This is a genomic window from Nocardia sp. CA-084685, assembly GCF_050955785.1.
GTDB lineage: Bacteria > Actinomycetota > Actinomycetes > Mycobacteriales > Mycobacteriaceae > Nocardia.
Window position 1 is genome coordinate 568758 of record NZ_CP192094.1, and the last position, 24777, is coordinate 593534.

23 protein-coding genes are annotated in these 24777 nt (G+C 64.2%); 16 read left to right on the top strand and 7 right to left on the bottom strand.

The features are described from left to right. The first annotated feature begins 85 nt into the window (after window positions 1-85). Window positions 86-1123 (top strand): LLM class F420-dependent oxidoreductase, encoded by a 1038-nt coding sequence (locus ACQP2U_RS02530; RefSeq protein WP_433713196.1) that lies wholly within the window; start codon window positions 86-88, stop codon window positions 1121-1123. Between the two features lie 64 nt (window positions 1124-1187). Next, the gene (locus ACQP2U_RS02535; protein WP_433713197.1) at window positions 1188-2732 is read left to right on the top strand and encodes an acyl-CoA synthetase; all 1545 of its coding nucleotides are present in this window, start codon (window positions 1188-1190) and stop codon (window positions 2730-2732) included. 903 nt (window positions 2733-3635) lie between these two features. Here ACQP2U_RS02535 and ACQP2U_RS02540 read toward each other — a convergent pair. Further along, on the bottom strand, window positions 3636-4628 hold the full coding sequence (locus tag ACQP2U_RS02540) for a sigma-70 family RNA polymerase sigma factor (RefSeq protein ID WP_433713198.1): 993 nt from the start codon (window positions 4626-4628) through the stop codon (window positions 3636-3638). Between the two features lie 241 nt (window positions 4629-4869). Between ACQP2U_RS02540 and ACQP2U_RS02545 the strand changes: the two genes are divergently transcribed. Next, on the top strand, window positions 4870-5286 hold the full coding sequence (locus ACQP2U_RS02545; RefSeq protein WP_433713199.1) for a VOC family protein: 417 nt from the start codon (window positions 4870-4872) through the stop codon (window positions 5284-5286). 5 nt (window positions 5287-5291) lie between these two features. On the opposite strand, the gene ACQP2U_RS02550 is transcribed toward ACQP2U_RS02545, so the two are convergent. Together ACQP2U_RS02550 and ACQP2U_RS02555 are read right to left on the bottom strand one after the other, a co-directional pair. Further along, window positions 5292-6113: an acyl-CoA thioesterase domain-containing protein gene (locus tag ACQP2U_RS02550; protein WP_433713200.1), complete on the bottom strand. Its 822-nt coding sequence runs from the start codon at window positions 6111-6113 to the stop codon at window positions 5292-5294. An 86-nt stretch (window positions 6114-6199) separates the two neighbouring features. Beyond that, window positions 6200-7849, bottom strand: coding sequence for an acyl-CoA synthetase (locus ACQP2U_RS02555; RefSeq protein WP_433716347.1), 1650 nt, complete (start codon window positions 7847-7849; stop codon window positions 6200-6202). Between the two features lie 105 nt (window positions 7850-7954). On the opposite strand from ACQP2U_RS02555, the gene ACQP2U_RS02560 reads away from it, so the two are divergent. Then, window positions 7955-8737, top strand: coding sequence for a crotonase/enoyl-CoA hydratase family protein (locus ACQP2U_RS02560; RefSeq protein WP_433713201.1), 783 nt, complete (start codon window positions 7955-7957; stop codon window positions 8735-8737). Between the two features lie 101 nt (window positions 8738-8838). On the opposite strand, the gene ACQP2U_RS02565 is transcribed toward ACQP2U_RS02560, so the two are convergent. Continuing rightward, a complete protein-coding gene (locus ACQP2U_RS02565) occupies window positions 8839-10020 on the bottom strand; it encodes an FAD-dependent oxidoreductase (RefSeq protein ID WP_433713202.1) in 1182 nt (393 codons plus the stop codon). A gap of 100 nt (window positions 10021-10120) precedes the next feature. Between ACQP2U_RS02565 and ACQP2U_RS02570 the strand changes: the two genes are divergently transcribed. Beyond that, complete coding sequence (locus ACQP2U_RS02570; RefSeq protein ID WP_433713203.1) at window positions 10121-10711, top strand: TetR family transcriptional regulator; 591 nt, start codon at window positions 10121-10123, stop codon at window positions 10709-10711. On the opposite strand, the gene ACQP2U_RS02575 is transcribed toward ACQP2U_RS02570, so the two are convergent. Then, window positions 10708-11010, bottom strand: coding sequence for an SDR family oxidoreductase (locus tag ACQP2U_RS02575; RefSeq protein ID WP_433713204.1), 303 nt, complete (start codon window positions 11008-11010; stop codon window positions 10708-10710). The genes ACQP2U_RS02570 and ACQP2U_RS02575 overlap by 4 nt on opposite strands. A 35-nt stretch (window positions 11011-11045) precedes the next feature. Here ACQP2U_RS02575 and ACQP2U_RS02580 point away from each other — a divergent pair, with 35 nt between their 5' ends. Then, window positions 11046-11804: a helix-turn-helix transcriptional regulator gene (locus tag ACQP2U_RS02580; RefSeq protein ID WP_433713205.1), complete on the top strand. Its 759-nt coding sequence runs from the start codon at window positions 11046-11048 to the stop codon at window positions 11802-11804. A 109-nt stretch (window positions 11805-11913) separates the two neighbouring features. On the opposite strand, the gene ACQP2U_RS02585 is transcribed toward ACQP2U_RS02580, so the two are convergent. Both ACQP2U_RS02585 and ACQP2U_RS02590 read right to left on the bottom strand, forming a co-directional pair. Beyond that, complete coding sequence (locus ACQP2U_RS02585) at window positions 11914-13020, bottom strand: acyl-CoA dehydrogenase family protein (RefSeq protein ID WP_433713206.1); 1107 nt, start codon at window positions 13018-13020, stop codon at window positions 11914-11916. A 16-nt stretch (window positions 13021-13036) separates the two neighbouring features. Further along, on the bottom strand, window positions 13037-14230 hold the full coding sequence (locus ACQP2U_RS02590; protein WP_433713207.1) for an acyl-CoA dehydrogenase family protein: 1194 nt from the start codon (window positions 14228-14230) through the stop codon (window positions 13037-13039). Between the two features lie 152 nt (window positions 14231-14382). Here ACQP2U_RS02590 and ACQP2U_RS02595 point away from each other — a divergent pair, with 152 nt between their 5' ends. The 10 genes from ACQP2U_RS02595 to ACQP2U_RS02640 all read left to right on the top strand — a co-directional run bounded on the left by ACQP2U_RS02595 (window position 14383) and on the right by ACQP2U_RS02640 (window position 24724). Further along, entirely contained in the window at window positions 14383-14571 is a 189-nt protein-coding gene (locus tag ACQP2U_RS02595; protein WP_062988489.1) for a ferredoxin, read from the top strand. Between the two features lie 123 nt (window positions 14572-14694). Continuing rightward, complete coding sequence (locus ACQP2U_RS02600) at window positions 14695-15612, top strand: 3-oxoacyl-ACP reductase (protein ID WP_433713208.1); 918 nt, start codon at window positions 14695-14697, stop codon at window positions 15610-15612. Between the two features lie 296 nt (window positions 15613-15908). Next, complete coding sequence (locus tag ACQP2U_RS02605) at window positions 15909-16673, top strand: MlaE family ABC transporter permease (RefSeq protein ID WP_062988486.1); 765 nt, start codon at window positions 15909-15911, stop codon at window positions 16671-16673. A 4-nt stretch (window positions 16674-16677) separates the two neighbouring features. Then, the gene (locus ACQP2U_RS02610; protein ID WP_397030512.1) at window positions 16678-17529 is read left to right on the top strand and encodes an MlaE family ABC transporter permease; all 852 of its coding nucleotides are present in this window, start codon (window positions 16678-16680) and stop codon (window positions 17527-17529) included. A 6-nt stretch (window positions 17530-17535) separates the two neighbouring features. Next, window positions 17536-18747: an MCE family protein gene (locus ACQP2U_RS02615; protein ID WP_433713209.1), complete on the top strand. Its 1212-nt coding sequence runs from the start codon at window positions 17536-17538 to the stop codon at window positions 18745-18747. Further along, the gene (locus tag ACQP2U_RS02620) at window positions 18744-19772 is read left to right on the top strand and encodes an MCE family protein (protein ID WP_433713210.1); all 1029 of its coding nucleotides are present in this window, start codon (window positions 18744-18746) and stop codon (window positions 19770-19772) included. The genes ACQP2U_RS02615 and ACQP2U_RS02620 overlap by 4 nt, the downstream gene beginning before the upstream one ends. Then, complete coding sequence (locus ACQP2U_RS02625; protein WP_433713211.1) at window positions 19769-20836, top strand: MCE family protein; 1068 nt, start codon at window positions 19769-19771, stop codon at window positions 20834-20836. Before ACQP2U_RS02620 ends, ACQP2U_RS02625 begins: the two co-directional genes overlap by 4 nt. Next, window positions 20833-22101 carry an MCE family protein gene (locus ACQP2U_RS02630; RefSeq protein ID WP_433713213.1) on the top strand — a complete coding sequence of 423 codons (1269 nt, stop codon included), beginning with the start codon at window positions 20833-20835 and terminating at the stop codon, window positions 22099-22101. The genes ACQP2U_RS02625 and ACQP2U_RS02630 overlap by 4 nt, the downstream gene beginning before the upstream one ends. Next, window positions 22098-23318 (top strand): MCE family protein, encoded by a 1221-nt coding sequence (locus ACQP2U_RS02635; RefSeq protein WP_433713215.1) that lies wholly within the window; start codon window positions 22098-22100, stop codon window positions 23316-23318. Before ACQP2U_RS02630 ends, ACQP2U_RS02635 begins: the two co-directional genes overlap by 4 nt. After that, window positions 23315-24724 carry an MCE family protein gene (locus ACQP2U_RS02640; RefSeq protein WP_433713216.1) on the top strand — a complete coding sequence of 470 codons (1410 nt, stop codon included), beginning with the start codon at window positions 23315-23317 and terminating at the stop codon, window positions 24722-24724. The genes ACQP2U_RS02635 and ACQP2U_RS02640 overlap by 4 nt, the downstream gene beginning before the upstream one ends. Window positions 24725-24777 lie beyond the last annotated feature (53 nt).

Sequence of the window (24777 nt, forward strand, 5' to 3'; positions counted from 1 at the left end):
GGATGCGGTATTCCCCTGAGTCACGATATCGAGTAGAACAGGTTCTTATTCTGGTGGCAAGAAGTTGCGTGGAAAGAGGTCGGCCATGAAGTTCGGATTGCAACTCGGGTACTGGATGGCGCAGCCGCCACCGAATGCCGGTGAGATCGTTGTCGCCGCCGAGGCGGCCGGGTTCGACGCGGTCTTCGCGGCCGAATCCTGGGGGTCGGATGCGTTCGGGCCGCTGATGTGGTGGGGCTCGTCGACGAATCGGGTGCGCCTCGGCACCTCGGTAGTGCAGATGTCGGCCCGCACGCCAGCCGCGACGGCCATGCACGCGCTGACGCTGGATCATCTCAGCGGCGGCCGGGCCATCCTCGGTCTCGGCGTTTCCGGGCCGCAGGTGGTCGAGGGGTGGTACGGCCAACCGTTCGCCAAGCCATTGCAACGCACCAGGGAGTATGTCGGCATCATTCGCCGCATCCTGGAGCGGCAGGCGCCGGTCACCAACGATGGGCCGCAGTACCCACTGCCCTACACCGGGCCGGGCGCCACCGGACTCGGTAAGCCGCTCAAGCCGATCGTGCATCCGCTACGAGCGGATTTGCCGATCTGGCTGGGTGCCGAGGGGCCGAAGAATGTGGCGCTGACGGCCGAGATCGCCGATGGCTGGCTGGCGATCTACTATGCGCCACGGCTGGCCGGGATGTACAACGACTGGCTCGACGAGGGCTTCGCCAGGGCCGGGGCGCGGCGTTCGCGGGAGGATTTCGAAATCGCGGCGAGCTGTCAGGTCGTGATCACCGACGATCCCAAGAGCGAACTGGAACGGATGCGCTGGATCATGGCGCTCTACATCGGCGGTATGGGCGCACCGGAACTGAATTTCCACGCCCAGGTCTACCGACGCATGGGCTATGAGCGCGAGGTCGACGAGATCGGCAGGCTCTTCCAATTCGGGAAGAAGGCCGAGGCCGCCGCGATCGTGCCGGATGAGCTGATTTTGGATACGGCGATCATCGGCGACGAGGAGCATGTGCGTAAGCAACTCGGGGTCTGGGAAGCCGCGGGTGTCACCGAAATGCTGGTGTCGGTTCCAGATATCGAACAATTGCATCGGCTCGCACCCCTTGTACAGATGTAGAACACGTTCTAGATTCGTAGGGGTGACTGATTCACCCACCCCGTCGGCTCCGCACCATCCCCCGATGGAGTCAGCAGAAATTCTCGGTCTCTGGAACATCGCGAACGCGCAACCCGATCGGATCGCTCTCGTGGATCCATCCGGCCGCGAGGTGAGCTATCGCGAATTGGCCACGCTCGCAAACCGTTACGGCACCGGCCTGCGGGCGCTCGGCCTGCAGCCCGGCGACGTGCTGGTCAGCATGGTGCACAACTGCGTCGAGGCGGTCGCTGCCTACTTCGCGGCCTATCAGGCCGGGCTGTACATCGTCGCGGTGAACTGGCATCTGACCGGACCGGAGGTCGCCTACATCCTCGCCGATAGCGAGGCCAAGGCCTTCATCGCCAGTGACCGATTCGCCGCCGCCGCGATCGCCGCCGCTGATGAGGCCGGACTGCCCGCCACCGCGCGCTTCGCGGTCGGCGAGATCGAGGGCTTCAAGTCCGTGTCGTGGCTGGGTGCGGCCGACACGGGTCGTCCCGATAACCGGACCACCGGCGCGCCGATGCTCTACACCTCGGGAACCACGGGGCGGCCCAAGGGCGTTCGGCGCCCGCTCACCGGCACCGACCCCGATGTCGTACCGGCGCAGTCGCCCGCCTTCTTCGGCCTGTTCGGGCTGAAGCCCTATGACGATCACGTGCACATCTGCGGTTCGCCGCTCTATCACACAGCCGTGCTGAACTTCGCGACGATCTCGATCCAATTGGGGCACAAGGTAGTTCTGATGGATCGCTGGGACGCCGAGGAAATGCTGCGGCTCATCGACAAGCACCAGGTCACCCACAGCCATATGGTGCCGACCCAATTCCACCGCCTGCTCGCACTGCCCGCGGATGTGCGGGCCAAATACGATGTTTCGTCGCTGCGCAGCATGGTGCACGGTGCGGCGCCGTGCCCAGCCGAGACCAAGCGGCAGATGCTGGAGTGGTGGGGTCCGACCGTCACCGAGTACTACGCGGCCACCGAGGGCGGCGGCACGGTGATCAATGGGACCGATTGGCTGAAGAAGCCCGGATCGGTCGGCAAGGCATGGCCCTGGTCGGTGATCAAGGTGTTGAGCGAGGAAGACGGCTCCGAAGTTCCCACTGGCGAACCCGGTCTGGTCTACATGCGCATGGGCGCGTCCAGCTTCGAATACCACCACGCCAAGGAGAAGACCGAAGAGTCGAGGGTCGGTGACCTTTTCACGGTCGGCGATATCGGCCATCTCGACGAGGACGGCTACCTCTACCTGCACGACCGCCGCTCCGATCTGATCCTCTCCGGTGGGGTGAACATCTACCCGGCCGAGATCGAGAATGTGCTGACCACCCACCCGAAGGTCGAGGATGTCGCGGTCTTCGGTCTGCCCCATCCGGATTGGGGCCAGGAGGTCAAGGCCGTCGTCCAGCCGGTCGCGGGCGTCGAGGGCAACGACGAACTCACCACCGAACTATTGGCCTACGCCGCAACCCAATTGGCGAAATACAAAATGCCCCGCTCCATCGACTACCTCGACGAACTCCCCCGCGACCCCAACGGCAAACTCTACAAACGCAAACTCCGAGACCGCTACATCCCTGCATAAGCGAGCACTCTCGCAGACCCAGTGACTATCGCGCAGAAGGCATACGCCCTGCGCGATAGTCACTGTTTGTGCGTGACGCTCATAGAGTGTGCGAGACGGCCGGGCTCGTCTTGGTGTGTTCCGGTGTGCGATGGTCGGTGCCCGCCCGGCGCTCTGCGGCCTGCTGGCCGACTCGCCGGGGGTGGGGGGAGTGCTGTCGCAGACCCAATGACTTTCGCGAGGGTATACGTTCTGCGCGGTAGTCATTGGCTGCGCGTGATGCCCATAGGGTGTGCGGAAGGGCCGGGTGAGTTACCTGGTGTGCCCTGGTGTCCGCGGGTCCAGCGTGCGCTCACTGGTGTGGTCTGGGTCCGCTGGCTTGGCCTGGGGTGGCTGCTGGTCCTGCCTGCTGGGCGCCTCGTCCGCTCTGGGCGTTCCTCGTCCGGCCTGCTGGCCGACTCACCGGGGGTAGGGGATTGCTGTCGCAGAGCCAAGGGCTTTCGCGCAGAGGGTATATGTTCTGCGCGATGGTCACTGCTTGTGCGTGAGGCTCACAGGTTGTGCGCGACGGCCGGGCTTGTTTTGGTTGGTTCTGGCGTTCGCCGGTCCAGTGGCCCGCCCATCGCTCTCCGGCCGGCTCGCCGACTCACCGGGTGTAGGGGAGTGCTGTCGCACACCCGATGACGTGCGCGCTGTGGGGATACGTTCTGCGCGGTGGTCATTGGCTGTGCGTGACGCTCATAGGGTGTGCGGGGGGCCGGGCTCGTCTTGGTGTGTTCTGGCGTCCGCCGCTCCGATCTGCTCGTTTTCCGGGCGGCTTTCTTTGCCTGCTCGTTCGTGCCGGCAGCCTTTCTTTGCCCTGCTCGTCCCCCGGCGGCCTTCTTTGCCTGCTCGTCCCTCCGACACCTCGCGCGACCACCAACCTCACACGACCGGTTCGCGCAGCTCCGGTGCCAGACCGAAGAGCGGGAACAGCTTTTCGGTGTCGAGGAAGAAGTTGAGGCCTGCGATTGCGTCGCCGTCGAGTTCCAGGACGGTGATGGACCAGGGGAGCCAGACGCCGGGTTCGGTTTCGCTCGGCTTGTAGTGGCCGAAGGCGGGGAGGCCGTTGGCGCCTTCCAGGCGGATCATGCGCGAATCGCGGCAGCCCTTGCCGTGGCCGAGCATGAAGGCGGCCACATTCTCCGGGCCCGAGACCCACAGTTCGATCGGCGGCATGGACAGCGCCACATCGGTTTTCAGCAGCGAGGTCAGAGTGTCCAAATCGTAGGCCTCGAAGGCCTTCACGAAATCGTCGACGAGTTTGCGCTGGTCGCTATCGGTTTCGTCGTAGGTGTCGGTGGCCGTGGGCTGCACTTTCGACATGGTGGCCCTGGCACGCTGCAGTGCGCTGTTCACCGAAGCGGGGGACATGGTGAGCGCCTCGGCGGTCTCACTGGCCGAGAACCGCAGTACTTCACGCATGATCAGAATCGCGCGCTGGGTGGCGGGCAGATGTTGACAGGCCGCGACGAAGGCCAGCCGCAGTGTGTCTTTGGCGGAGGCGTGCTCGGCCGGATCGGATCCGAATGCCAATGCATTCGGGATCGGTTCGATCCAGACATAATCCGGCTGCGGCATGGGCATCGGCGAATCCGGCCGCGACGGACCGGACAGATCCATCGGCCGGGCTCGGCGCTGTGGCCCGTCGAGCATATCGAGGCAGACATTGGTGGTGATCTTGTACAGCCAGGACCGTAGGCTGGCGCGTCCCTCGAACGAGTCATAGGACTTCCACGCGCGGGTGAAGGTCTCCTGCACCGCGTCCTCCGCTTCGAAGGAGGAGCCGAGCATGCGATAGGCGTAGGCGCACAGTTCCCGCCGGTGTCCTTCGAAAGATTCGAGGACCTCCGGGGTGAGGCCGACGGAGTCGTTCATGGGTGTCACCCTGCCACAGCCCACCGACACATTCGAGACCCGAATCGGCACAATCGAGCGCGCCGGACACAATCCGTCAATAGTTCGGTGCGCTTGGGCGAGCGAAGGCAAGACCGCCGCCTACCTGCGGTTTCAAGATCATCACTAGATTTCCGGCTACACAACGGCCGGAACCGATGAGTTCCGCGCACTCGATCCGTCTCTACATAGAGACCGCCGAAGCCGACGTAAGGGATCCCGCATGCCCAGCAAGATGATCTTCATCAACCTTCCCGTCGCGGACCTGGGCCGGTCCAAGAATTTCTACGAGGCGATCGGCTGGAAGGTGAATCAGGAATTCACCGATGACAATGCCGCCTGCATCGTCATCGACGACAATATCTGCGCCATGCTGCTGACCAGGGACTTCTTCACGACATTCAGCAAGCGTCCGATCGCGGACACGGTCGCGACCATCGGCGGCGCCTACGCGTTATCCCTGGCCAGCGCCCATGAGGTCGATGTACTCACCAATGCCGCGCTGGCCGCGGGCGCCACCGAGGAAATCAACGAGGACCGCAGGGCACAGGAGGCCCAGGTCGGCATGTTCGGCCGCACCTTCATCGATCCTGACGGCCACCAGTGGGAGCCGTTCTGGATGGACTATCCGGGCAGCTGACGGCCTTACAAAATGCCGACTCTCCGGCGCGGGTCGCCATTGCTGAAGTCGATCTGCCGGTCGGCATTGGACAGCGCGGTCACCACACAGGTGCCGAAGGACCCGTGCCGATCGAACAAGGTCGCACTACCGACGGCGATGCCATACGCGCTGATATGGCTGTCGGCCTCGACCCCGATCTCCGATCCGATCAGCGGACGCGCCAGCGCCAGTGTCAGATCGGCGTTGATGAAACCGATTCCGGTGGTGCCCCAATTGGTCATGAGACTTGTCGACTCGCCGATCATCGCCGCACCTGCGAATGACGAGGGCGGCTCACCCTCGACCACCGAGAGCGGGGCCTGCCACATGCGCTTGCGTCCGTTGTTCTGATGATCGCCGATCCTGGATGACCAGCCGTCCGGACCGCTGCTCCACATCGGCGCCGTCGGTCCGTTCGCGACCGGAACCGGAGGTGGCTCTGGGGATTCCGCACGCGTCCACCGCTCACCCGGCGGCTGCACCGACCGCTTCAGGAAGACCGCGCTGGCGCGTGCCACATCCTCGCCGTCCTGCATCAGTGCGGCATCGGCGACCCGGATTCGATTGCCGTCGCGCACCAGTTCGGTCACCACCGTCACCGGTTTGTACAACGTGGGCCGGAAGAGGTCGACGGTCAGCCGGGCGGGTGAGAATCCTTGCGCGCAATGCTGGGTCTCCAGCGCCCTGGCCAGCAGCCCACAGACCGCGGGGCCATTGACCATATTCGGCGACCACGCGCTCGACGCGAATGGCAAAGGCTCGAACGCGTCGTCGACTGCCGCGAAAAACGCAAGGGGCGTGGTCAATTCGAACTCCTATCGCCGCAGGACCAACGGCAGAAAGGCAAGGGCTGCCGCAGCAGCCCTTGCCGATGTCGATGCCCAGCCGGGTACTACTTGCTGCTCGCCTCGACATGCTCGTCGGCCGGGCGCTCCTCGGTTTGCGCCTTGGCCCAACGGTAATCTGGCTTGCCCGCCGGATTGCGCTTGATCTGATCCACGAACCACACGCTGCGCGGCAGCTTGTAGGGCGCGATCTCCTGGGTGAGCACCGGACGCAGTTCATCGAGGGTGGGACGCTTGTCGCCGCGACACTGCACGACCGCCGCCACGCGCTGTCCCCACCGCTCGTCCGGAACGCCGACCACGAGCGCGTCGAAGACCTCGGGGTGGATCTTGAGCGCGCCCTCGACCTCCTCCGGGTAGATCTTCTCGCCGCCGCTGTTGATGCTCACCGAACCGCGGCCGAGCATGGTGACGGTGCCATCCTCCTCGACCTGGGCATAGTCGCCTGGGATGGAGTAGCGAATTCCGTTGAACTCCTTGAAGGTCGCCTTGGTCTTGGCCTCGTCCTTGTAGTAGCCGACCGGAATGTGGCCACTGCGCGCGAGGAAGCCGACCTGCCCGGAGCCGGGTTGCACCGGATTGCCCTGTTCGTCGAGAACTTGGGTGGCGGCATCGATCTTCACCCGCGGGCCGCCGGTGTGGTTGGCGCCCTTGGCGACAACGGCGAGACCACCGAAGCCGGTTTCGGAGGAGCCGATGGAATCGGTGATCATCCGGTTCGGCAGCCGTTCCAGGAACTGGTCTTTGAGCGTCGGCGAGAACAGCGCGGCACTGCTGGCGATCACGTACAGGCTCGAAAGGTCGTATGGCGCACCGGTTTCCGGATTGCCCTCGGCGAGCGCGTCCATCATCGGGCGGGCCATGGCGTCACCGGTGATGAAGATGAGGTTGATCTTGTGCCGGTCGATGTGCTGCCACACGCCGTGTCCGGTGAACTCCGGAATCATCACGGCCTTACCGCCGTCGAACAGGCTGTGGAAGGTCGCGGTTTGTGAGCCACCGTGGATCATCGGCGGAATCGGGAAGCGGACCATCTGCGGATTGCCCGCGCCGGTCTTGGCCTGGTGCCATTCGTCCTCGACGTATTCGCCGGTCAGGAAGTTGATGCCGCCGCCCAGCACGCGCCACCAGTCCTCGTGCCGCCACATCACGCCCTTGGGCAGGCCGGTGGTGCCGCCGGTGTAGAGCATGAAGATGTCGTCGGCCGAGCGCTCACCGAAGTCTCGCTCACCGGACGACTGCGCCAGCACCGTCTCGTATTCCACCGAATCGGCTGCGGTCGGGATGGTGCCGGTCGTATCGTCGTCCACGACAATGACTGTCTTCAGCAGGGGCGTATTCGGTCGAACCCCGGCCACCCGGTCGCTGTAGCGACGCTCGTGGATCAGCGCGACCATATCCGAATTGTCGAAGATGTACTGCAACTCGTTCTCGACGTAGCGGAAATTCACGTTGATCATCACGGCGCGAGCCTTGAAGACCGCGACCATGGCCTCGACGGCCTCGATCGTATTACGTGAATAGATGCCCACCTTGTCTCCCGGTTGGACACCCTGTTGCAGCAGGTAGTTGGCGAGTTTGTTGGCACGCTCCTCCAGCTGCGCGTAAGTCACCTCGCGGCCGTCGTCGGCCAGCGCTACGCGGTCGGGCATCAGATCGATGGCGTGTTCGACTAGGTCCGCTATGTTGTAGCTCACAAAGCTAAAAATAGAACGTGTTACTGTTTCTGACAAGGCCGAATTTGCCCACCCGGGTCGACTCCGCCAACCTGCCATCCCCCTGGAAAGTCAGGAGAATCAGTAATGCCAGATTGCCTCGTCGAGAAGCGCGATCACGTCCTCATCGTCACTATGAATCGGCCCGAGGCCCGCAATGCCCTTTCGGCGGAGATGATGGCGATCATGCGCGACGCCTGGGATCAGGTGGACGACGATCCCGATATCCGCGCCGCGATCCTGACCGGTGCCGGTGGCGCGTTCTGCGCGGGTATGGATCTGAAGGCGATGACCGCCCGGCATCCCGGTGATGCCTCCGCCGCGGGCAGCTTCGATCCGACGAAACTCGAGGCGCTGCTCAAGGGCCGCAGACTCACCAAACCGCTGATCGCGGCGGTCGAAGGCCCTGCCATCGCGGGCGGCACCGAGATTCTGCAGGGCACCGACATCCGGGTGGCCGCGGAGGGTGCGAAATTCGGTGTGTCCGAGGCGCGCTGGGGTCTGTTCCCGCTCGGCGGTTCCGCGGTACGACTGGTCCGTCAAATCCCCTACACCGTGGCCGCCGACATCCTGCTGACCGGTCGGCACATCACCGCCGCCGAGGCCAAGGAGATCGGGCTGATCGGCCATGTGGTGCCCGACGGTACCGCCTTGGACAAGGCACTCGAACTGGCCGCCCAGATCGCCGCCAACGGCCCCCTCGCGGTACAGGCGATTCTGCGCACGATCCGCGAAACCGAGGCCATGCCCGAAGAGGACGCCTTCCAAATCGAAGCGAAACTAGGCATGGCAGTCTTCCGCTCATCCGACGCCAAAGAGGGCCCCAAAGCCTTCGCCGAAAAGCGCAAACCCACCTTCACCGGCAACTGATCGCGCAATGCCGCGCACCTTTTCGCGTGACACGCACCGATTGACTCGGCGAATTGTGCGTGGCGTGCGAATCCGTGCGCGGCGCTGAGTTCGTTGGCGGGTCAGCGGTTGGCGAGTTCGGCGAGGCGGAAGGCGAGCTTGGTGCGGACTGCTGGGATGCGGGTTGCCACTGTCATGACGGTGTTGCGGAGAAAGCGGGCGGGGCGGGGACGCAGGGTGGCCATTGTGGTCATTCGGTCGGTGAAGGCGACGACGCCGAGAGCGACTGGGCGGCGGGTGGTTTCGTAGGCGTCCAGCACGGTGTCGGGTTCACCGTTCAGCACTCGGGCCAGCAGGGGGCCGAGGAAGGCGGCGTCCTGGATGCCGGTGTTCATGCCCTGGCCGCCCGCGGGGCTGTGCACGTGTGCGGCGTCTCCGGCGAGCAGGAGGCGGCCCGCGCGGTAGTGGTCCGCGACGCGGTGGTGCACTCGGAAGCGCGAGCTCCACAGCACTTCACGGACTTTCACGCTGTCGCCGGGGCCGCGGGTGTTCAAGATGGTCTGAATATCCTCGGCGGTCGGGTGTTCGGGGGCCTCGGCGACGGTCGCCACGACCCGGTACCGATTCGGATCGGTGTCGTCCGGCAGCGGCGCGACCACCGTCACGCCCTCCGGCGAAAGATGCAGTGCCACTTCCGTACGCGCGATGGGCCAGTCCATGCGGACATCGGCGAGTACGAAGGATTCCGGGTAGGTGGCGCCGGTGAAGCCGATGCCGGCCTGTTCCCGGACGACGCTGTGCATACCGTCCGCGCCGACTACATAGTCCGCGCGGATCGTGCCGGTCAGGCCCGCGCCGTCGACGTATTCGACTGTGACGCTGCCATTTTCATCGATGACCTTGGTGATCCGGTACGGCCGGTGCACATCCCCGCCCGCCTTGCGCAACCGTGCGAGCAGGACGGCCTCGGTGGTGTCCTGTGGAACCATCAGCGTGTACGGGTACTCGGTGGGCAGTCCGCCGAACGGCACTGTGGCCAGTGTGCGGTTGCCGTCCAGCACGCGGAAGGTCGGGACCACGATGCCGCGATCGACCAGTTCCTCGGCAATGCCGAGTTCCTGCAACACCTCCAGGGTCCTGGCGTGGACGACCGCGGCGCGCGAGGTGTTCGCACCCTCGGCGAGCCGGTCCAGCAGTATGAAGTCGATACCGGCGTCGGCCAGGGTGATCGCGGTGGTCAGTCCGGCCGGACCGGCCCCGACGATGACGACGGAAGTGGTCTCCGGCAGCGGGGTGGTGTTCATCGGAACTCCTAGGTCAACATCTGTAGGCCAACGTTCGTTGGCATAACCGTATCGCGCACCCCCTTCGGTAGTCAACAGTTGTTGGCCTACACTTGTTGGCATGAATATCGTGCCTGATAAACCACCTGCGCGTCGCTCCGATGCCACCCGCGCGGCCATCCTGGCGGCCGCGCGTGCCCGCTTCGCCGCCGAGGGCTTTCGCAAGGCGACCATCCGCGCCATCGCCGCCGATGCCGCGATCGATCCGTCGATGGTGATGCGCTACTTCGGCAGTAAGGATGGACTCTTCGCGGCTGCCGTCGATGTGCGCTTGGACCTGCCGGATCTGGCCGCAGCCGATCCGGATGCCATCGGCGAGTTGCTGATTCGCCGATTCCTGGCGATCTGGGAGGACCAGCCCGATAACAAAGTGCTGGTAATACTGCTGCGTTCATCGATTACCGACGAGGCGGTCAGCGAACGCTTTCGGCAGATCTTCGCCGAACAGGTGTTGCCCGCGGTGCTGCGCTTCGGCGATCCGCACGATGCGCAGCGCCGCGGAGGTTTGATCGTCACCCAGTTGCTCGGGCTTGCGCTGTGCCGCTACGTGCTCGAGCTGCCACCGGTGGTCGAGTTGACCCGCGAGCAGATCATCGCCGATATCGCACCGACTCTGCAGCGCTATCTGATATCGACGCCGATCAGCGTTTAGATGTGCGCGCCACCGTCGACGTGAATCGTTGTCCCCGTGATGAACTCCCCATCTTCGGAGGCGACCATCGCGACCACACCGGCGACCATCTCGGGTGCGCCGAGCAGCGGCCCGATGGCCGGAGCCATCTTGCTCAGGAGACTCGGATCGATGTCCGGTGGCACATCGAGCAGGCTGTAGGTCATGGCCGTCTCGATGCCGCCGGGCGAAACGCAGACCGCCCGCAGATTCCGTTTGCTGTACTCCAGCGCCAGCACCCGCGTGAAGGCCTGGTCCAGAAGGATTGAGCGGCAAGGCATAACGTCATCCATGGGCGGCGACCCGAAGGAGGAACATGGATGAACTACAGGTGCCGACGCTCGCCGAATTCGTGCGGATGCGGCGGCAGCGGCCGACCGCGTCGCATCCGGGTGGTCTGAGTCGACAACAGCTCGCCGAGGCGATCCACTCCAGCGTCGGCTACCTCGCCAAGATCGAACAGGGCGGCGCGTTCAATCCGAGCCCATCGATTCTCGATGCGCTCGCCGATGTCTTCGCACTGGATCCGGACGAGCGCATCCATCTGTATCACCTTGCGCAGCAGCGATTCAGCGGTGCTGTGCCGCGGCCGGGCCCGGTGCCCCCACCCGTGCGCAAGACACTCGACGCATTGACCCCGCATCTCGCGGCAGCGTTCGATGACGGCTGGCGCGTCATCGACTGCAACGACGCCTTCGACGCGGCCTTCCCCGGCCTGCGGCCGAACGGACACGCGCTGCGCTGGATGTTCACCGATCCGCTGGCACGTCTGGTGATCGAGGAATGGGAGCACGAGGCGGATCTGATGGTCGGACGTTTTCGCGCCTACGCGGGCCGTGCCGGTGCACGAGCCGATGTCCAGTTGCTACTGCGCGAGTTGGGCGCACAGCCCGACTTTCACCGCCTGTGGAATACCGGGCGGGTACACATCGGCCGCCGCGACCCGACCATCCGGCTTCGAAATCGCAAGACCGGCAAGCCATTCGAAATCCACGTCCAACGATTCCGCACCACACTGCCGGAGCCGACCCGACAACTTTTCGTCGGGTCGCTCGAGGATCATGCGGCCGCGTGACGGCTGCGTCGCGCAGTAATCGGCCCGCCGGTGGCAGGTCCGGCGGGCCGATTCGGTGATGCGGGCACCGTCCCTTTCGAGCGATCTGCAAGCAGCCGCTAGCGCTCGGTCAGGCGGGAGTTTCCGCGAGCAGGGAGCCGATGGCCCGCAGGTGGTCACTTGCCCCGCCCAGTGCGAATTCATTGTGCTTCGCGGCGGTGAAGTAGTTGTGCACGATGTGGTCGCGGTCGATGCCGACGCCGCCGTGGACGTGAACCACGGTGTGCGCCACGCGATGTCCGGCGTCGGCCGCCCAGAATTTGGCGGTGTGCACGGCTTCGGCGCTGGCCAGATCCTCCGAAACCCGCCAGGCGGCCTGGGTGACTGCGAGCCGAAGACCTTGGACGTCGATGTAGGCGTCGGCCAGGCGCTGCGCTACGGCCTGGAAACTGCCGATTGCCTTGCCGAATTGTTCACGCTCGCGGGCATATTCGGCGACCAGTTCCAGTGCGCGTTCCAAGGTGCCCAATTGCTGCGCGCTCAGGCCGAGCCAGGCGCGGGTGAGTATCCAGTCCAGGATTTCCGCGCCGGAGGCCGCCGTCGCGACCAATTCTGCTGGGGTGTCGTGGAATTCGACGCCGAACTCGGCGCTGAAGTCGACTACGCGCTGGGCGGTCACATGCACCGTCGCATCGGCGGGATCCACTAGGAACAGCGCGGGTGCGCCGGAAACCGTAGCGGGGACCAGGATTCGGGCCGCGCGATCGGCATAGGGCACCGTGGTCTTCGCGCCGGTGAGTCGCCAGCCGCCATCGACCTCATGGGCCACAGTGGTCGGCTTGGTCGGCTCCCAGTTGTGCTCCTCGGCAAGACCGGCCGTGAGGATGATACTGCCCGCACCCGCCTGACGCGCCCAATCCTGTTGGGCGTCCGAGCCGAAACGCGCGAGCGCACCCGCGCCCACCACGATCGACCACAGATACGGCACCGCGGCGACATGCTTGCCCAGTTCGCGCAGCACGGCACTCTGCTCGAGCGCGCCGAAATCGCCGCCGCCCACCGCTTCCGGCAGTGCGGCGGCCAATACGCCGGTCTCGGCGAGCGACTGCCAGAGCGGTTCGTCGAAGCGGCCCTCGGCGTCGAGTTCGCGGATCCGGTCCGCGGTGACCAACTTGGCGCAGACCTCGGCGGTCAGGCGGGTCAGATCGAGCTGAGCTTCGGTGGGTGTGAAGTCCATGGTCTCTACTTTCTGCTCAGCGCGCCGCGGCGGGTTGCTTTAGTGCGGTCATCGCGATGATGTCGCGCTGGACCTCGTTGGTGCCGCCACCGAAGGTGAGGATCAGTGCGGCGCGATGGAACCGTTCCAACCGTCCGCGCAGCTCGGCGCCGGGCGAATCCTGACGCAGATAGGCCTGCGGTCCGAGGATCTCCATGAGCAGTCGGTAGGCCTCGGTGGACAGTTCGGTGCCGTAGACCTTGCAGGTCGAGGCATCCCACGGCCGTGGCGCGGCATCGCCGCCCGCATCGGCCCGGCTGGCGATCTCCCAGTTCAGCAGCTTCAGATATTCGACCTTGGCCTGCACCCTGGCCAGATTGAGCCGCACCCATTCCTGGTCGATGACCCGGGAACCGTCGCCAGCTTTGGTATCGCGCGCCCATTCGGTGGTCTGGTTCAGCGCGACCGTGAGCGGTCCGGCCGAGGTCAGCGCGACGCGTTCATGGTTGAGCTGATTGGTGATCAGTGCCCACCCGCCGTTCTCCTGTCCGACCAGTGAACTCGTCGGCACTCGGACGTCCTGGTAGTAAGTGGCGCTGGTGTCCGGTCCGGCCATGGTGTGCACCGGGGTCCAAGAGAAGCCCTCGGCGGTGGTCGGCACGATGAGCATGCTGATGCCCTTGTGCTTCTTGGCAGTCGGGTCGGTGCGGACCGCGAGCCAGACATAATCGGCATAGGCGATCAGGCTGGTCCACATCTTCTGGCCGTTGATCACGTAGTCGTCGCCGTCGCGCACGGCAGTGGTACGCAGGCTGGCCAGGTCGGTGCCCGCGCCCGGTTCCGAATAACCGATGGAGAAGTGCAGTTCGCCCGCGGCGATCTTGGGCAGGAAGAACTTCTTCTGCTCCTCGCTGCCGTAGTGCATGATCGTCGGAGCCACCGAATTGATGGTGAGGAAGGGCACCGGCGCACCGGCGATGGCCGCCTCATCGGTGAAGATCAGCTGGTCCATGGTCGGACGGTCCTGGCCGCCGAACTCTTTTGGCCAGGCCAGGGTGAGCCAGCCGTCGCGGCCCATTTCCTGGACCACCTCGCGATAGACGTTGCCGTGGCCGTACTCGCCGGTGGTCGCGCTCAGCGCGGCTCGGCGCTCCGGGGTGATCAGCCGCGCGAAGTAGTCGCGCAGCTCCGCGCGGAGCTCTTCCTGCTGCGGCGTATACGCAATGCGCATGGCAGTCCTCATGCTCGTTCGATGTCGGTCAACCGATCATTGCATACGAACTGAAACATGTTCCAGTATTGCTACCGAATCCGCACAATGGCGGTACCCGATATGACCTGGTGTTGTTACGCTTCGACCAGAGTCGCGTTTAAGGAGTTCCCATGAAGGTCACGGTCGATCTCGACCAATGCGAAGCCAACGGAATCTGTGTCGGAATCGCCCCCGACGTCTTCGAACTCGATGACGAGGACGTGCTGCACATCGTGTCGGCCGACGTGCCGGATGATCGGCTCGCCGATGTCGAGGATGCGGTCGCCCAATGCCCGAAGGCGGCGCTGAAGTTGCAGTAGCCGATGGCTTGCCGTTGGTGAGAACACGTTCTAGAGTCGGCCCGTGAGTGAGCGCAGCGAACGAACCGAAAACACAGCGTGTGGATCACGCACGGCGGAACCGAGCGCCAGCGAGGTGCAGCTGTGAGCGATGTGGACAACACGGATGTGAGCCTTGCTGGGCGGGTGGCCATCGTTACCGGTGGCGGCGCCGGACTGGGCCGTGCCGAGGCGCTGGCCTTGGCGGGGGCAGGTGCATCGGTTGTGGTCAACGATCTGACGGAGTCGGATGCGGTGGCCGAGACGCTCGCCGATATCCGTGCACTCGGCGCCAAGGCCGAGTTCGTCGCGGGCAGCATTGCCGAGCGCGCCACCGCCGACGCGCTGATCGGCACGGCCGAGGAAGCGTTCGGCAGCGTCGACATCGTGGTGAACAATGCGGGCATCACCCGCGACCGCATGCTGTTCAACATGTCCGACGAGGATTTCGACGCGGTGGTCGCCGTCCATCTGCGTGGCCATTTCCTCTTGACTCGCAACGCGGGCGCCTACTGGCGGGCCAAGTCCAAGGCGGCGGGCGCGCCGATCTACGGCAGGCTCGTCAACACCTCTTCCGAAGCGGGCCTGCTCGGCCCCGAGGGACAGGCCAACTATGGTGCGGCCAAAGCCGGCATCACCGCACTGACGCTCTCTGCCGCGCGCGGGCTGTCTCGGTTCGGCGTGCGCGCCAATGCCATCGCGCCGCGTGCGCGCACCGCGATGACCGAGGCGGTCTTCAGTGCGGCGCCGCAGGACGGCATCGATCCGCTGTCGCCGGACCATGTGGCGCGCTTGGTCGCCTATCTCGCTTCACCTGCCGCCGACGCGGTCAACGGTCAGCTGTTCGTCGTCTATGGCCCGATGGTGGCCTTGATGGCCGCGCCGGTGGTCGAACAGCGCTTCGATGCCGACGATGATCAGTGGTCGGTAAATGATCTCGCCGCCACGCTCGGCGGTTACTTCGCGCAGCGCCCCACGGGGCGTACGTTTTCAGCGTCCTCTTTGATCGATCTCGACAACTGACTCTGTGATGGCAGGTGCCATCGGACGCCAGCTGATCACTCGACCAGTTGTTGATCGCCGGTGCGGCGCTTGGTAGACATGGGAGTCAACGGTGTGTGACGCCTCACAAGGGTAAGGCCACCCTCAAATGACACCTGTTACAAATTCATGGGCCGAATTTGAGAAAAATGGCAGTTCAAATGTGCCAAAAAGCTTCCTACAGCAATGAGAACATGTTCTAATCGTTGCGGCGATGTGGCCAGGGCGGGGCATCGTGCGATGAGCGGAATCAGCAGGATGAGCAAGGAGGATCGTGCATGAACGAGGTCCTTGCTGTGCCATTGCGGGCAGTCGGCGGATTCTTCGAACTCGTCGCCGACGTTGCGCGGGCCAGCATTCGACGTCCATTTCAAGGGCGCGAGTTCATTGATCAGGCCTGGTTCATCGCACGTGTTTCGATCATTCCGACCCTGCTGGTGGCGATTCCGTTCACCGTACTGGTGAGCTTCACGCTCAACATTCTGCTGCGCGAAATCGGTGCCGCCGATCTCAGCGGCGCGGGCGCGGCATTCGGTGCGGTCACCCAGGTCGGGCCGATTGTCACCGTATTGATCGTGGCGGGCGCTGGCGCCACCGCGATCTGCGCGGATCTCGGGGCGCGAACCATTCGCGAAGAGATCGATGCGATGCGCGTCCTCGGTATCGACCCGGTGCACCGGCTGGTTGTGCCGCGGGTGCTGGCCTCGATGTTCGTGGCATTGATGTTGAACGGCCTGGTGTGCACCATCGGCATCGTCGGCGGCTTCCTGTTCTCGGTGCTGCTGCAGGATGTGAATCCCGGCGCTTTCGTCAATGGCATCACGCTGCTCACCCATCTGCCCGAGCTGGTTATCTCCGAAGTGAAGGCCGGCTTGTTCGGGCTGATCGCCGGACTGGTGGCCTGTTATCTCGGCCTGAATGTCAAAGGCGGTCCCAAGAGTGTCGGTGATGCGGTGAACCAGACCGTTGTCTTCGCCTTTATGGCCCTGTTCGTGGTGAACGTCGTGGTCACCGCCGTCGGTATCAAGTTCGCGGCGCGGTGAGCCGATGGCATTCGTAATCCAATCCCGCTTCCCGCGTACCGTTCGGCGAGTGCGTCGCTTTTCGAACTCGCTCGATTCGCTGGGTAAACATGCGGTGTTCTATGCGCAGACAATAGGTTCCATCCCACGCGCACTGATGCACTATCGCACCGAGACTATTCGTTTGATCGCCGAAATCAGCATGGGCACAGGCGCATTGGCGGTTATCGGCGGCACGGTTGTCATCGTCGGATTTCTCACGCTGTTCACCGGCGGCACCATCGCGGTGCAGGGTTACAGTTCGCTCGGCAATATCGGTGTCGAGGCATTGACGGGCTTCTTCGCGGCATTCATCAATGTGCGCATCGCGGCGCCGGTGATCTCCGGAATCGGTTTGGCGGCAACGATCGGCGCGGGCTCGACCGCGCAGCTGGGCGCCATGCGGGTGGCCGAGGAGATCGACGCACTGGAGTCCATGGCGATCCGGCCGGTGCCGTATCTGGTCGGCACCCGGGTGCTCGCGGGCATGATCGCGATCGTGCCGCTGTACGCGCTCGCGGTGATCTGTTCGTTCATCGCCAGCCGATTCGCCACCGTGGTCATCTACGGGCAGTCGGCGGGCGTCTACGACCACTACTTCTCCACCTTCCTGATCCCCAGCGACATCCTCTGGTCCTTCGCCCAGGCGATCTTCATGGCCCTGGCGGTCATGATGATTCACACCTACTACGGCTACAACGCCGCGGGCGGACCGGTCGGGGTCGGGATCGCGGTCGGCAATGCGGTGCGGGCCTCATTGGTCGCGGTGGTCACGGTGACACTGCTGATCTCGCTGGCCATCTACGGCACCTCCGGCAACTTCCATCTCTCCGGGTAGAGCGGTATGGCAACGAAGCAATCGGGAAGCGGCCTCAGCGCGGCACTGCGCGGCGGGCTCGGGCTCAAGCTCGCCGGGCTCGGCATGGTGATCGCGCTGGTCGCGATCGTGTCCGTCGCGATGGTCATGTTCGTCGGCGGATTCACCAAGACGGTGACCGTCATGGTGGACGCACCACGAAGCGGCTTGGTGCTCGATCCCGACGCCAAGGTGAAGATTCGCGGTGTGGAGATCGGGCGGGTCTCGCAGATCAAGCAGACCGCCGAGGGCGCCGAGCTGACGTTGGCGATGGATCCCGAACTGCTGAAAATGGTTCCGTCCAACGCGACCGTGGATATCAAGTCCACCACGGTATTCGGCGCCAAGTACATCAATTTCACTGCGCCGGACCAGCCTTCGTCGACACCGCTGAAGCCCGGATCGACCGTGACGGCCGAATCCGTGACCGTCGAATTCAATACGCTGTTCCAGCATCTGACCGATGTGCTGCAGAAGATCGAGCCCGAAAAGCTCAATGCCACACTGTCGGCACTGGGCACCGCGCTGCAGGGGCGTGGTGAGAAGCTCGGTGATCTGCTCGCCCGCAGCGATGCCTACCTGCGCGATATCAATCCGAGTCTGCCCGCGCTGCAACGGGATCTGGTCTCCTCGACCGGCGTCACCAACCTGTATGCCGATACCGTGCCGGATCTGCTGCGCACGACCGACAACGTGACCGTGACGGCCGCAACGCTCGTCGAGGAGCAGGAGAACGTCGATGCCATGCTGGTCAACCTCATCGGATTGGCCGATACCACCGGCTCGGTGCTGCACGAGAACGAACAGCCGCTGGTGACGGCGCTGGATCTGCTGCGTCCGACCACCCAACTGCTCGATGACTACAAGCCCGCGCTGTACTGTCTGGTCGTCGGCCTGGCCAATGTGCTCCCGATCGGTGAGGACATCTTCGGCGGACGGTACGACGCGGTGCCGCTGAATGCGAGTTTCATGCCAGGTGCCGATGCCTACCAGTACCCGCAGGATCTACCGAAGGTGAACGCCACCGGCGGGCCGCACTGCGAGGGCGTGCTGGACCGAGTACCGGACAGCCACGCGAACTTCGTGGTCACCGACACCTCCGATGGGCACGTGTGGACGCCCTCGACGACCACACATCTCAACGGGCCCAAGGTGTTCCAGTTGCTGTTCGCCGGATTGCCGGGGGTGGGGCAGCTGTGAAACCGCGCGCGACAACCGTCAAGCTGACCATCTTCACGCTGGTGATGGCGCTGGTATTGGCCGGACTGGTGGTGGTTTTCAGTCAGATGCGCTTCGCCAGGGAGAGCGGCTATCACGCGGTCTTCACCAGCTCCTCCGGCATATTGGACGGCGCCAAGGTTCGAATCGCCGGTGTGCCGGTGGGTTCGGTGACCGGGGTGCATGTCGGCAAGGACAATCTCGCGCACGTCGACTTCGATGTGGACAGCAAGTACCGGCTCTACACCAGCACCAAGGCGACCATCCGCTACGAAAACCTGGTCGGGGACCGGTATCTCGAACTGCTGGAGGGGCCGGGCACCGCGAAGGTGATGTCCAAGGGCGCCACGATCGGCCTCGAACGCACCTCGCCCGCACTCGATCTCGATATGTTGCTCGGTGGCTTCAAACCGCTGTTGCGCGGCCTCGACCCGGCTCAGGTGAACGATCTGACCGAGGCGCTGCTCCAGGTTTTCCAAGGGCAGGGCGGCACGCTCGTCGCGCTGCTGAACAGTTCCGGATCGTTCGCCAAAACCCTCGCCGATCGAGATGCGTTGATCGGCAGCGTGATCGAGAATCTGAAGACCGTGCTCGCCACGATCGATGACCGCGATCAGCAGTTCGCCACCACCCTCGAGGAATTGCAGCGGCTGGTCAGCGGTTTGGCCGCCGATAAGGATCCGATCGGCGCCGCCCTGCCGCGGATCGCCGGCGCGACCGGGGACCTGACCGATCTGCTGCAGCAGGCCCGCCCGGATCTGAAGACCACCATCGAGCAGACCGGCACCCTCGCCGCCACACTCGACGACGGTTCCGACACCATTCAATGGGTGTTGGATCGGCTGCCCGAAACCTATAAGAAGCTGGTCCGGATCGGTTCCTACGGATCGTTCCTGAATATGTACGTGTGCGGCACGAACTTCATTGTCGACGGGCCGGACGGCAAGCCGTTGCACATCACCCTGCCCGGGTTGCAGACGACGGGAAGGTGTGCGAAGACCCGATGAACGAAACCCGATCACGCGCAGTCTCGCTCGGCATTATCGGCATTGTCGTAGCGACCACGGTGTCGCTGTCCGCACTGCAGGTGGACCGGCTGCCTTTCATTCGCTCCGGCGCGACCTATACCGCCTACTTCGCCGATGCGGGCGGACTGGTTCCCGGTGACAATGTGCAGGTCGCGGGTGTGAAGTCGGGACGCGTCGAGCAGGTGAAGCTGGATGGTGCGAAGGTCTACGTGCGGTTCACACTGGACGAGGAAATCGTGCTGGGCAATAAGACGAGTGCCGCCATCAAAACCAATACGGTACTCGGCCGCAAATCGCTGGAGGTGACTCCGGCGGGCAGCGGTTCGACCCGCACCGACGACACCATTCCGTTGGACCGCACCACCTCGCCGTATTCGCTCACCGACGCGCTCGGCGATTTGACGAATACCGTCAAAGGCCTGGATATGGACCAGGTCAACCAGACACTCGACGCATTGTCCACGACCTTCGCCAATACTCCGGCCCCACTGCGGTCGGCACTCGACGGTGTCACGCAACTCTCGCGCAGCCTGAATGCCAGAGATCAGGCGCTGACCGAGTTGCTCCGCCGGGCGCAGAACGTCACCAAGGTGCTCGCCGACCGGAGCAATCAGATCAATGCGCTGCTGGTCGACGGCAATGAGTTGCTCGGCGAACTGGATCGGCGGCGCGGCGCGCTCAGTCAGTTGATCGTGTACATCAATGGGCTGGCCCAGCAGCTGACCGGCCTCGTCAACGACAACGAGGCACAGCTGAAACCCACACTGGACCGGCTGAATTCGGTGCTGGCACTGCTGCAATCCAATAAAGACAACCTGTCGAAAGCGCTCGATGGACTCGGCCCGTTCTCGGCCGCGCTCGGTGAACAGGTCGGCAGCGGTCCGTACTTCCAGGCATATGTCTCGAACGCGACTACGCGCGGCCTGCAGATACTCGTCGACGCGCTGGTCTGGCCGCAGCATGTGCCCGATTCCTTCCGCGCATATCTGACCGACCCCGCGTTGCCGTCGATCGAGCCCGCGATTCAGGAGCCGCCGCGATGAATGCAATGCGCACTGTTCGTTCGGCACCGCGGTGGGTGCGGGTGCTCGCGCTGGTCGTCATCGCCGCGCTGGTGATCGCCGGTGGGTGGTCACTGATATCGCGGATCGGAAGGACCTCGATCACCGCCTATTTCCCGTCCACGACCGGCCTGTACGCCGGTGACGAGGTGCGGGTGCTCGGCGTCGCGGTCGGCCGGATCGACTCCATCGATCCCGGTAGGGACCAGGTCCGCGTCGCGATGACGCTCGATCGCGGTATCGAGATCCCCGCGGATGCCAAGGCGGTCATCATTTCGCCATCGCTGGTGTCGGCGCGGTTCATCCAATTGGCCCCGGCCTACACCGGTGGGCCGAAGATGCACGACGGCAGTGTGATTCCGATCGAGCACACCGCGGTTCCGGTCGAATGGGATGACATCAAGGCCGAATTATCCAGGTTGGCAACCACATTGGGACCGGTCGGCGACGATAAGCAGGGTTCGTTCGGACGGTTCGTGAATACCGCCGCCGACAATCTCGGCAATGGCAATGCGCAGGCGCTGCGCGATACGCTGCGCGAGCTGTCGCATACGTTGAGCACGTTGTCGGACGGGCGCACCGATCTGTTCGGCACCATCCGCAATCTGCAGCAGTTCGTGGATGTGCTGTCCAAGAGCAACGACCAGATCGTCCAATTCGGCGGTCGACTCGCCTCGGTCTCGTCGGTGCTCGCGAATGTTTCCGGTGATCTCGGTGCCGGGCTGGACAATCTCGACATCGCCGTCGGTGATGTTCAGCGGTTCATTCAAGAGCGCGGTGGGGCGCTGACCGAAGGTGTGCAGCGACTGGCCGAGGTCACCCAGATCCTCGCGGATAAGCGGCCCCAGCTCGAGCAGGTATTGCATTCCGGACCGACGTCTCTGGTGAACTTCTATCAGATCTACGATCCGGCCCAAGGCAGCCTCACCGGTGCGGTCGTCGCGCCGAACTTCGCCAACCCCTTCGCCTTCCTGTGCGGCGCGGTCGAGGCGAACGATGCCAACGGTTCCGATCAGAGCGCTGCCCTGTGCCGCCAATATCTGGCACCGGTCATCCAGCAGCTCATGATGAATTACCCCCCGCTGCTTGCCAATCCGGTTTCCAACCAAACCGCGTTCCCGAACCAGCTCGTCTACAGTCCGCCGAGTCTGGCCGCGCGCGGACCGAGTGATTCGGTGCCGCAATCGGATCCGGTCACGGTGCCGAACGGTATCGCCGGGCTGGCCATTCCGGGAGGAGGGCGATGATGCGCACGCGAATGGCCGGTGCGGCAATCGGATTGGCCGTCGTGCTCGGCGTCAGCGGCTGCGAGTGGGACGGGCTCAATTCGCTGCCCATGCCCGGTACCGCCGGAAGTGATCCGAATGCCTATGAAGTCGAGATCCAGATGCCCAATGTCACCACGTTGACCCGCAATTCGCCGGTCCGCGTGCACGACGTGACGGTCGGCACGGTGTCGAAGATCGAGGTGGAAGGCTGGCACGCGCTGGTCACCGTCAGGTTGAACCACGATGTGCAGCTGCCAGCCAATGCGACCGCCCGAATCGGGCAGACCAGTCTGCTCGGTAGCAATCACCTCGAACTCGCCGCGCCGAAAGATGTTCCGGCACAGGGTGAGCTGAAGAACGGCGATCTGATCCCGCTGGATCGCGCCGATGTCTATCCCACTACCGAGCAGACCCTGTCATCGCTGTCGGTGGTGCTCAATGGCGGTGGCATCAGTCAGCTCGAAACCATTACCCACGAACTCAATGCCGCATTCAACGGTCGCGAGGATGCGATCCGGGATCTGTTGCCGCAGCTGACCGAGCTGACCACCACACTGGATTCGCAGACCAAAGACATCATCGATGCGATGGGCGGACTCGACCGGTTCACCGGCACGCTGGCCGAGCAGAAGGATCGGGTGGCCGCGGCGATCGAACAGATCCATCCGGCGCTCACCGTGCTCGCCGATCGGCGCGAGAACATCACGCATACCCTGACCGCCCTTGGCGATCTGAGCGATGTGGTGCAGCGGATCATCGCGCAGGGTGGGGACAATCTGAAGGCGAATCTGGCGAATCTGGCACCCGTGCTGGAGACGCTGGCCAGCACTGGCAACAGCCTGGTCGAGGTCCTGAAGCTGATCTTCACCTTCCCCTTCCCGATGAAGAATCTCGATCACGCGGTCAAGGGCGATTACATGAACCTGCTCATGACCGTCGATATCACGGGCAAGCGGTTGGATTCGAACTTCCTCACCGGCACCCCGCTCGGCGGTCGGTTCGGCGGGGTCGAGGGCGCACTCGGCGGTCTGGCCGGTTCGGCGGAGGGCAATAGCGATCCGGCGACGGCACCGTTGCAGCCACCGGCGACACCCGCTCCGACGCCGAGTATCCCTGGGCTGCCCCCGATTCCGGGTCTGCCCGCGATTCCGGGCCTCACCGTTCCACCCGTCGGGCAGGAAGGTGCGGGCCGATGAAACTCACGCGCTTCGTCCGGATCCAGTTGGCCATCTTCTCGGTGCTGACGGTGATCGGCTTGGTGGTGATGGGTGGTACCTACGTGGGGCTGCCCGCCATGTTCGGCATCGGTCGCTATGAGGTGACGGTCGAATTGTTGGCCACCGGCGGGCTGTATCCGACCGCCAATGTCGCCTACCGCGGCACGAATGTCGGCAAGGTGGAAGAAGTTCGGCTCACCCCGGCGGGTGTGGACGCGAAGCTGTCCATTGACAGTGATTACAAGATCCCCTCCGATGTCGACGCTTGGGTGCGCAGTGTTTCGGCCATCGGTGAGCAATACGTCGATCTGGTACCGGCCGCTGATGCCAAGGGCGGCAACCTTTCCGACGGGTCGGTGGTTCCGGTGGAACGCACCAAACTGCCCGAGGATATCGGCACTGTGCTCGATCGCTCCGATCGTCTGCTGTCCAGCATTGCCGATACCAAGCTCCGGCAGGTGATCGACGACGCGTTCACAGCCTTCAACGGAGCCGGGCCGGATCTGCAGAAGTTCATCGATTCCGCATCGCTGCTGGTGCAGGAGGCTCAGGCGAATGCCGAGCCGACCAAGGATCTGCTGGAAAAGATCGGGCCGCTGCTGGATACGCAGAATCAGTCCGATGCGGCGATCCGGTCGTGGACCCAGGACCTGGCAACGGTCACCGACCAATTGCGCGCCCATGATCCGGCATTGCGCAATGTCATCGAGAAGACGCCCGGTGCGGCACAGCAGGTGAGTACGCTGTTCCAGGACCTGCGCCCGACCCTGCCGATTCTGCTGTCGAATCTGGTCAGCGTTGGTCAGGTCGCGGTGACCTATCACTCCGGTCTGGAACAGATCCTGGTGGTTTTTCCGCCGCTGACCGCCGCGTTCCTGACGGCCATCCGCGGCCCCGTCGAATACGGTGCCGTCGTGGACTTCCATCTGGAGCTCAACGATCCGCCCGGCTGCACCACCGGCTTCCTCACGCCGGAACAGCGCCGCTCACCCGCGCAGCTCGACACTCCGGATACGCCGCCCGGGCTGTACTGCAAGGTGGCGCAGAACGCCAAGGAGGCCGTGCGCGGTATCCGCAATACGCCGTGTATGGAGGTGCCGGGTAAGCGGGCGCCATCGCCGGAGCTGTGCCGCGATCCGAACGGCTATGTGCCCGAAGGCAATAACCCGGCATTCGGTGCACCGCAGCCGGTGACGCCCTCGGGCGACCCGATCGGCGATCAGGGGTCGACCCACCCGGCCGCGCACAGTACGACATTGGATCCCGGCAGTGGGACGTTCATGGGACCGGACGGACGCACGTACCGTCAGGGGGATATCGGAAAGGACGGATCCGGCACGATACCGTCGAGTTGGCAGGCGATGCTTCAGGAGCAGCAGCAGTGAGAGAGCGCACCGAACGAACAATGTCACAGCGTGCTTCGCGCATGCCGGAACCG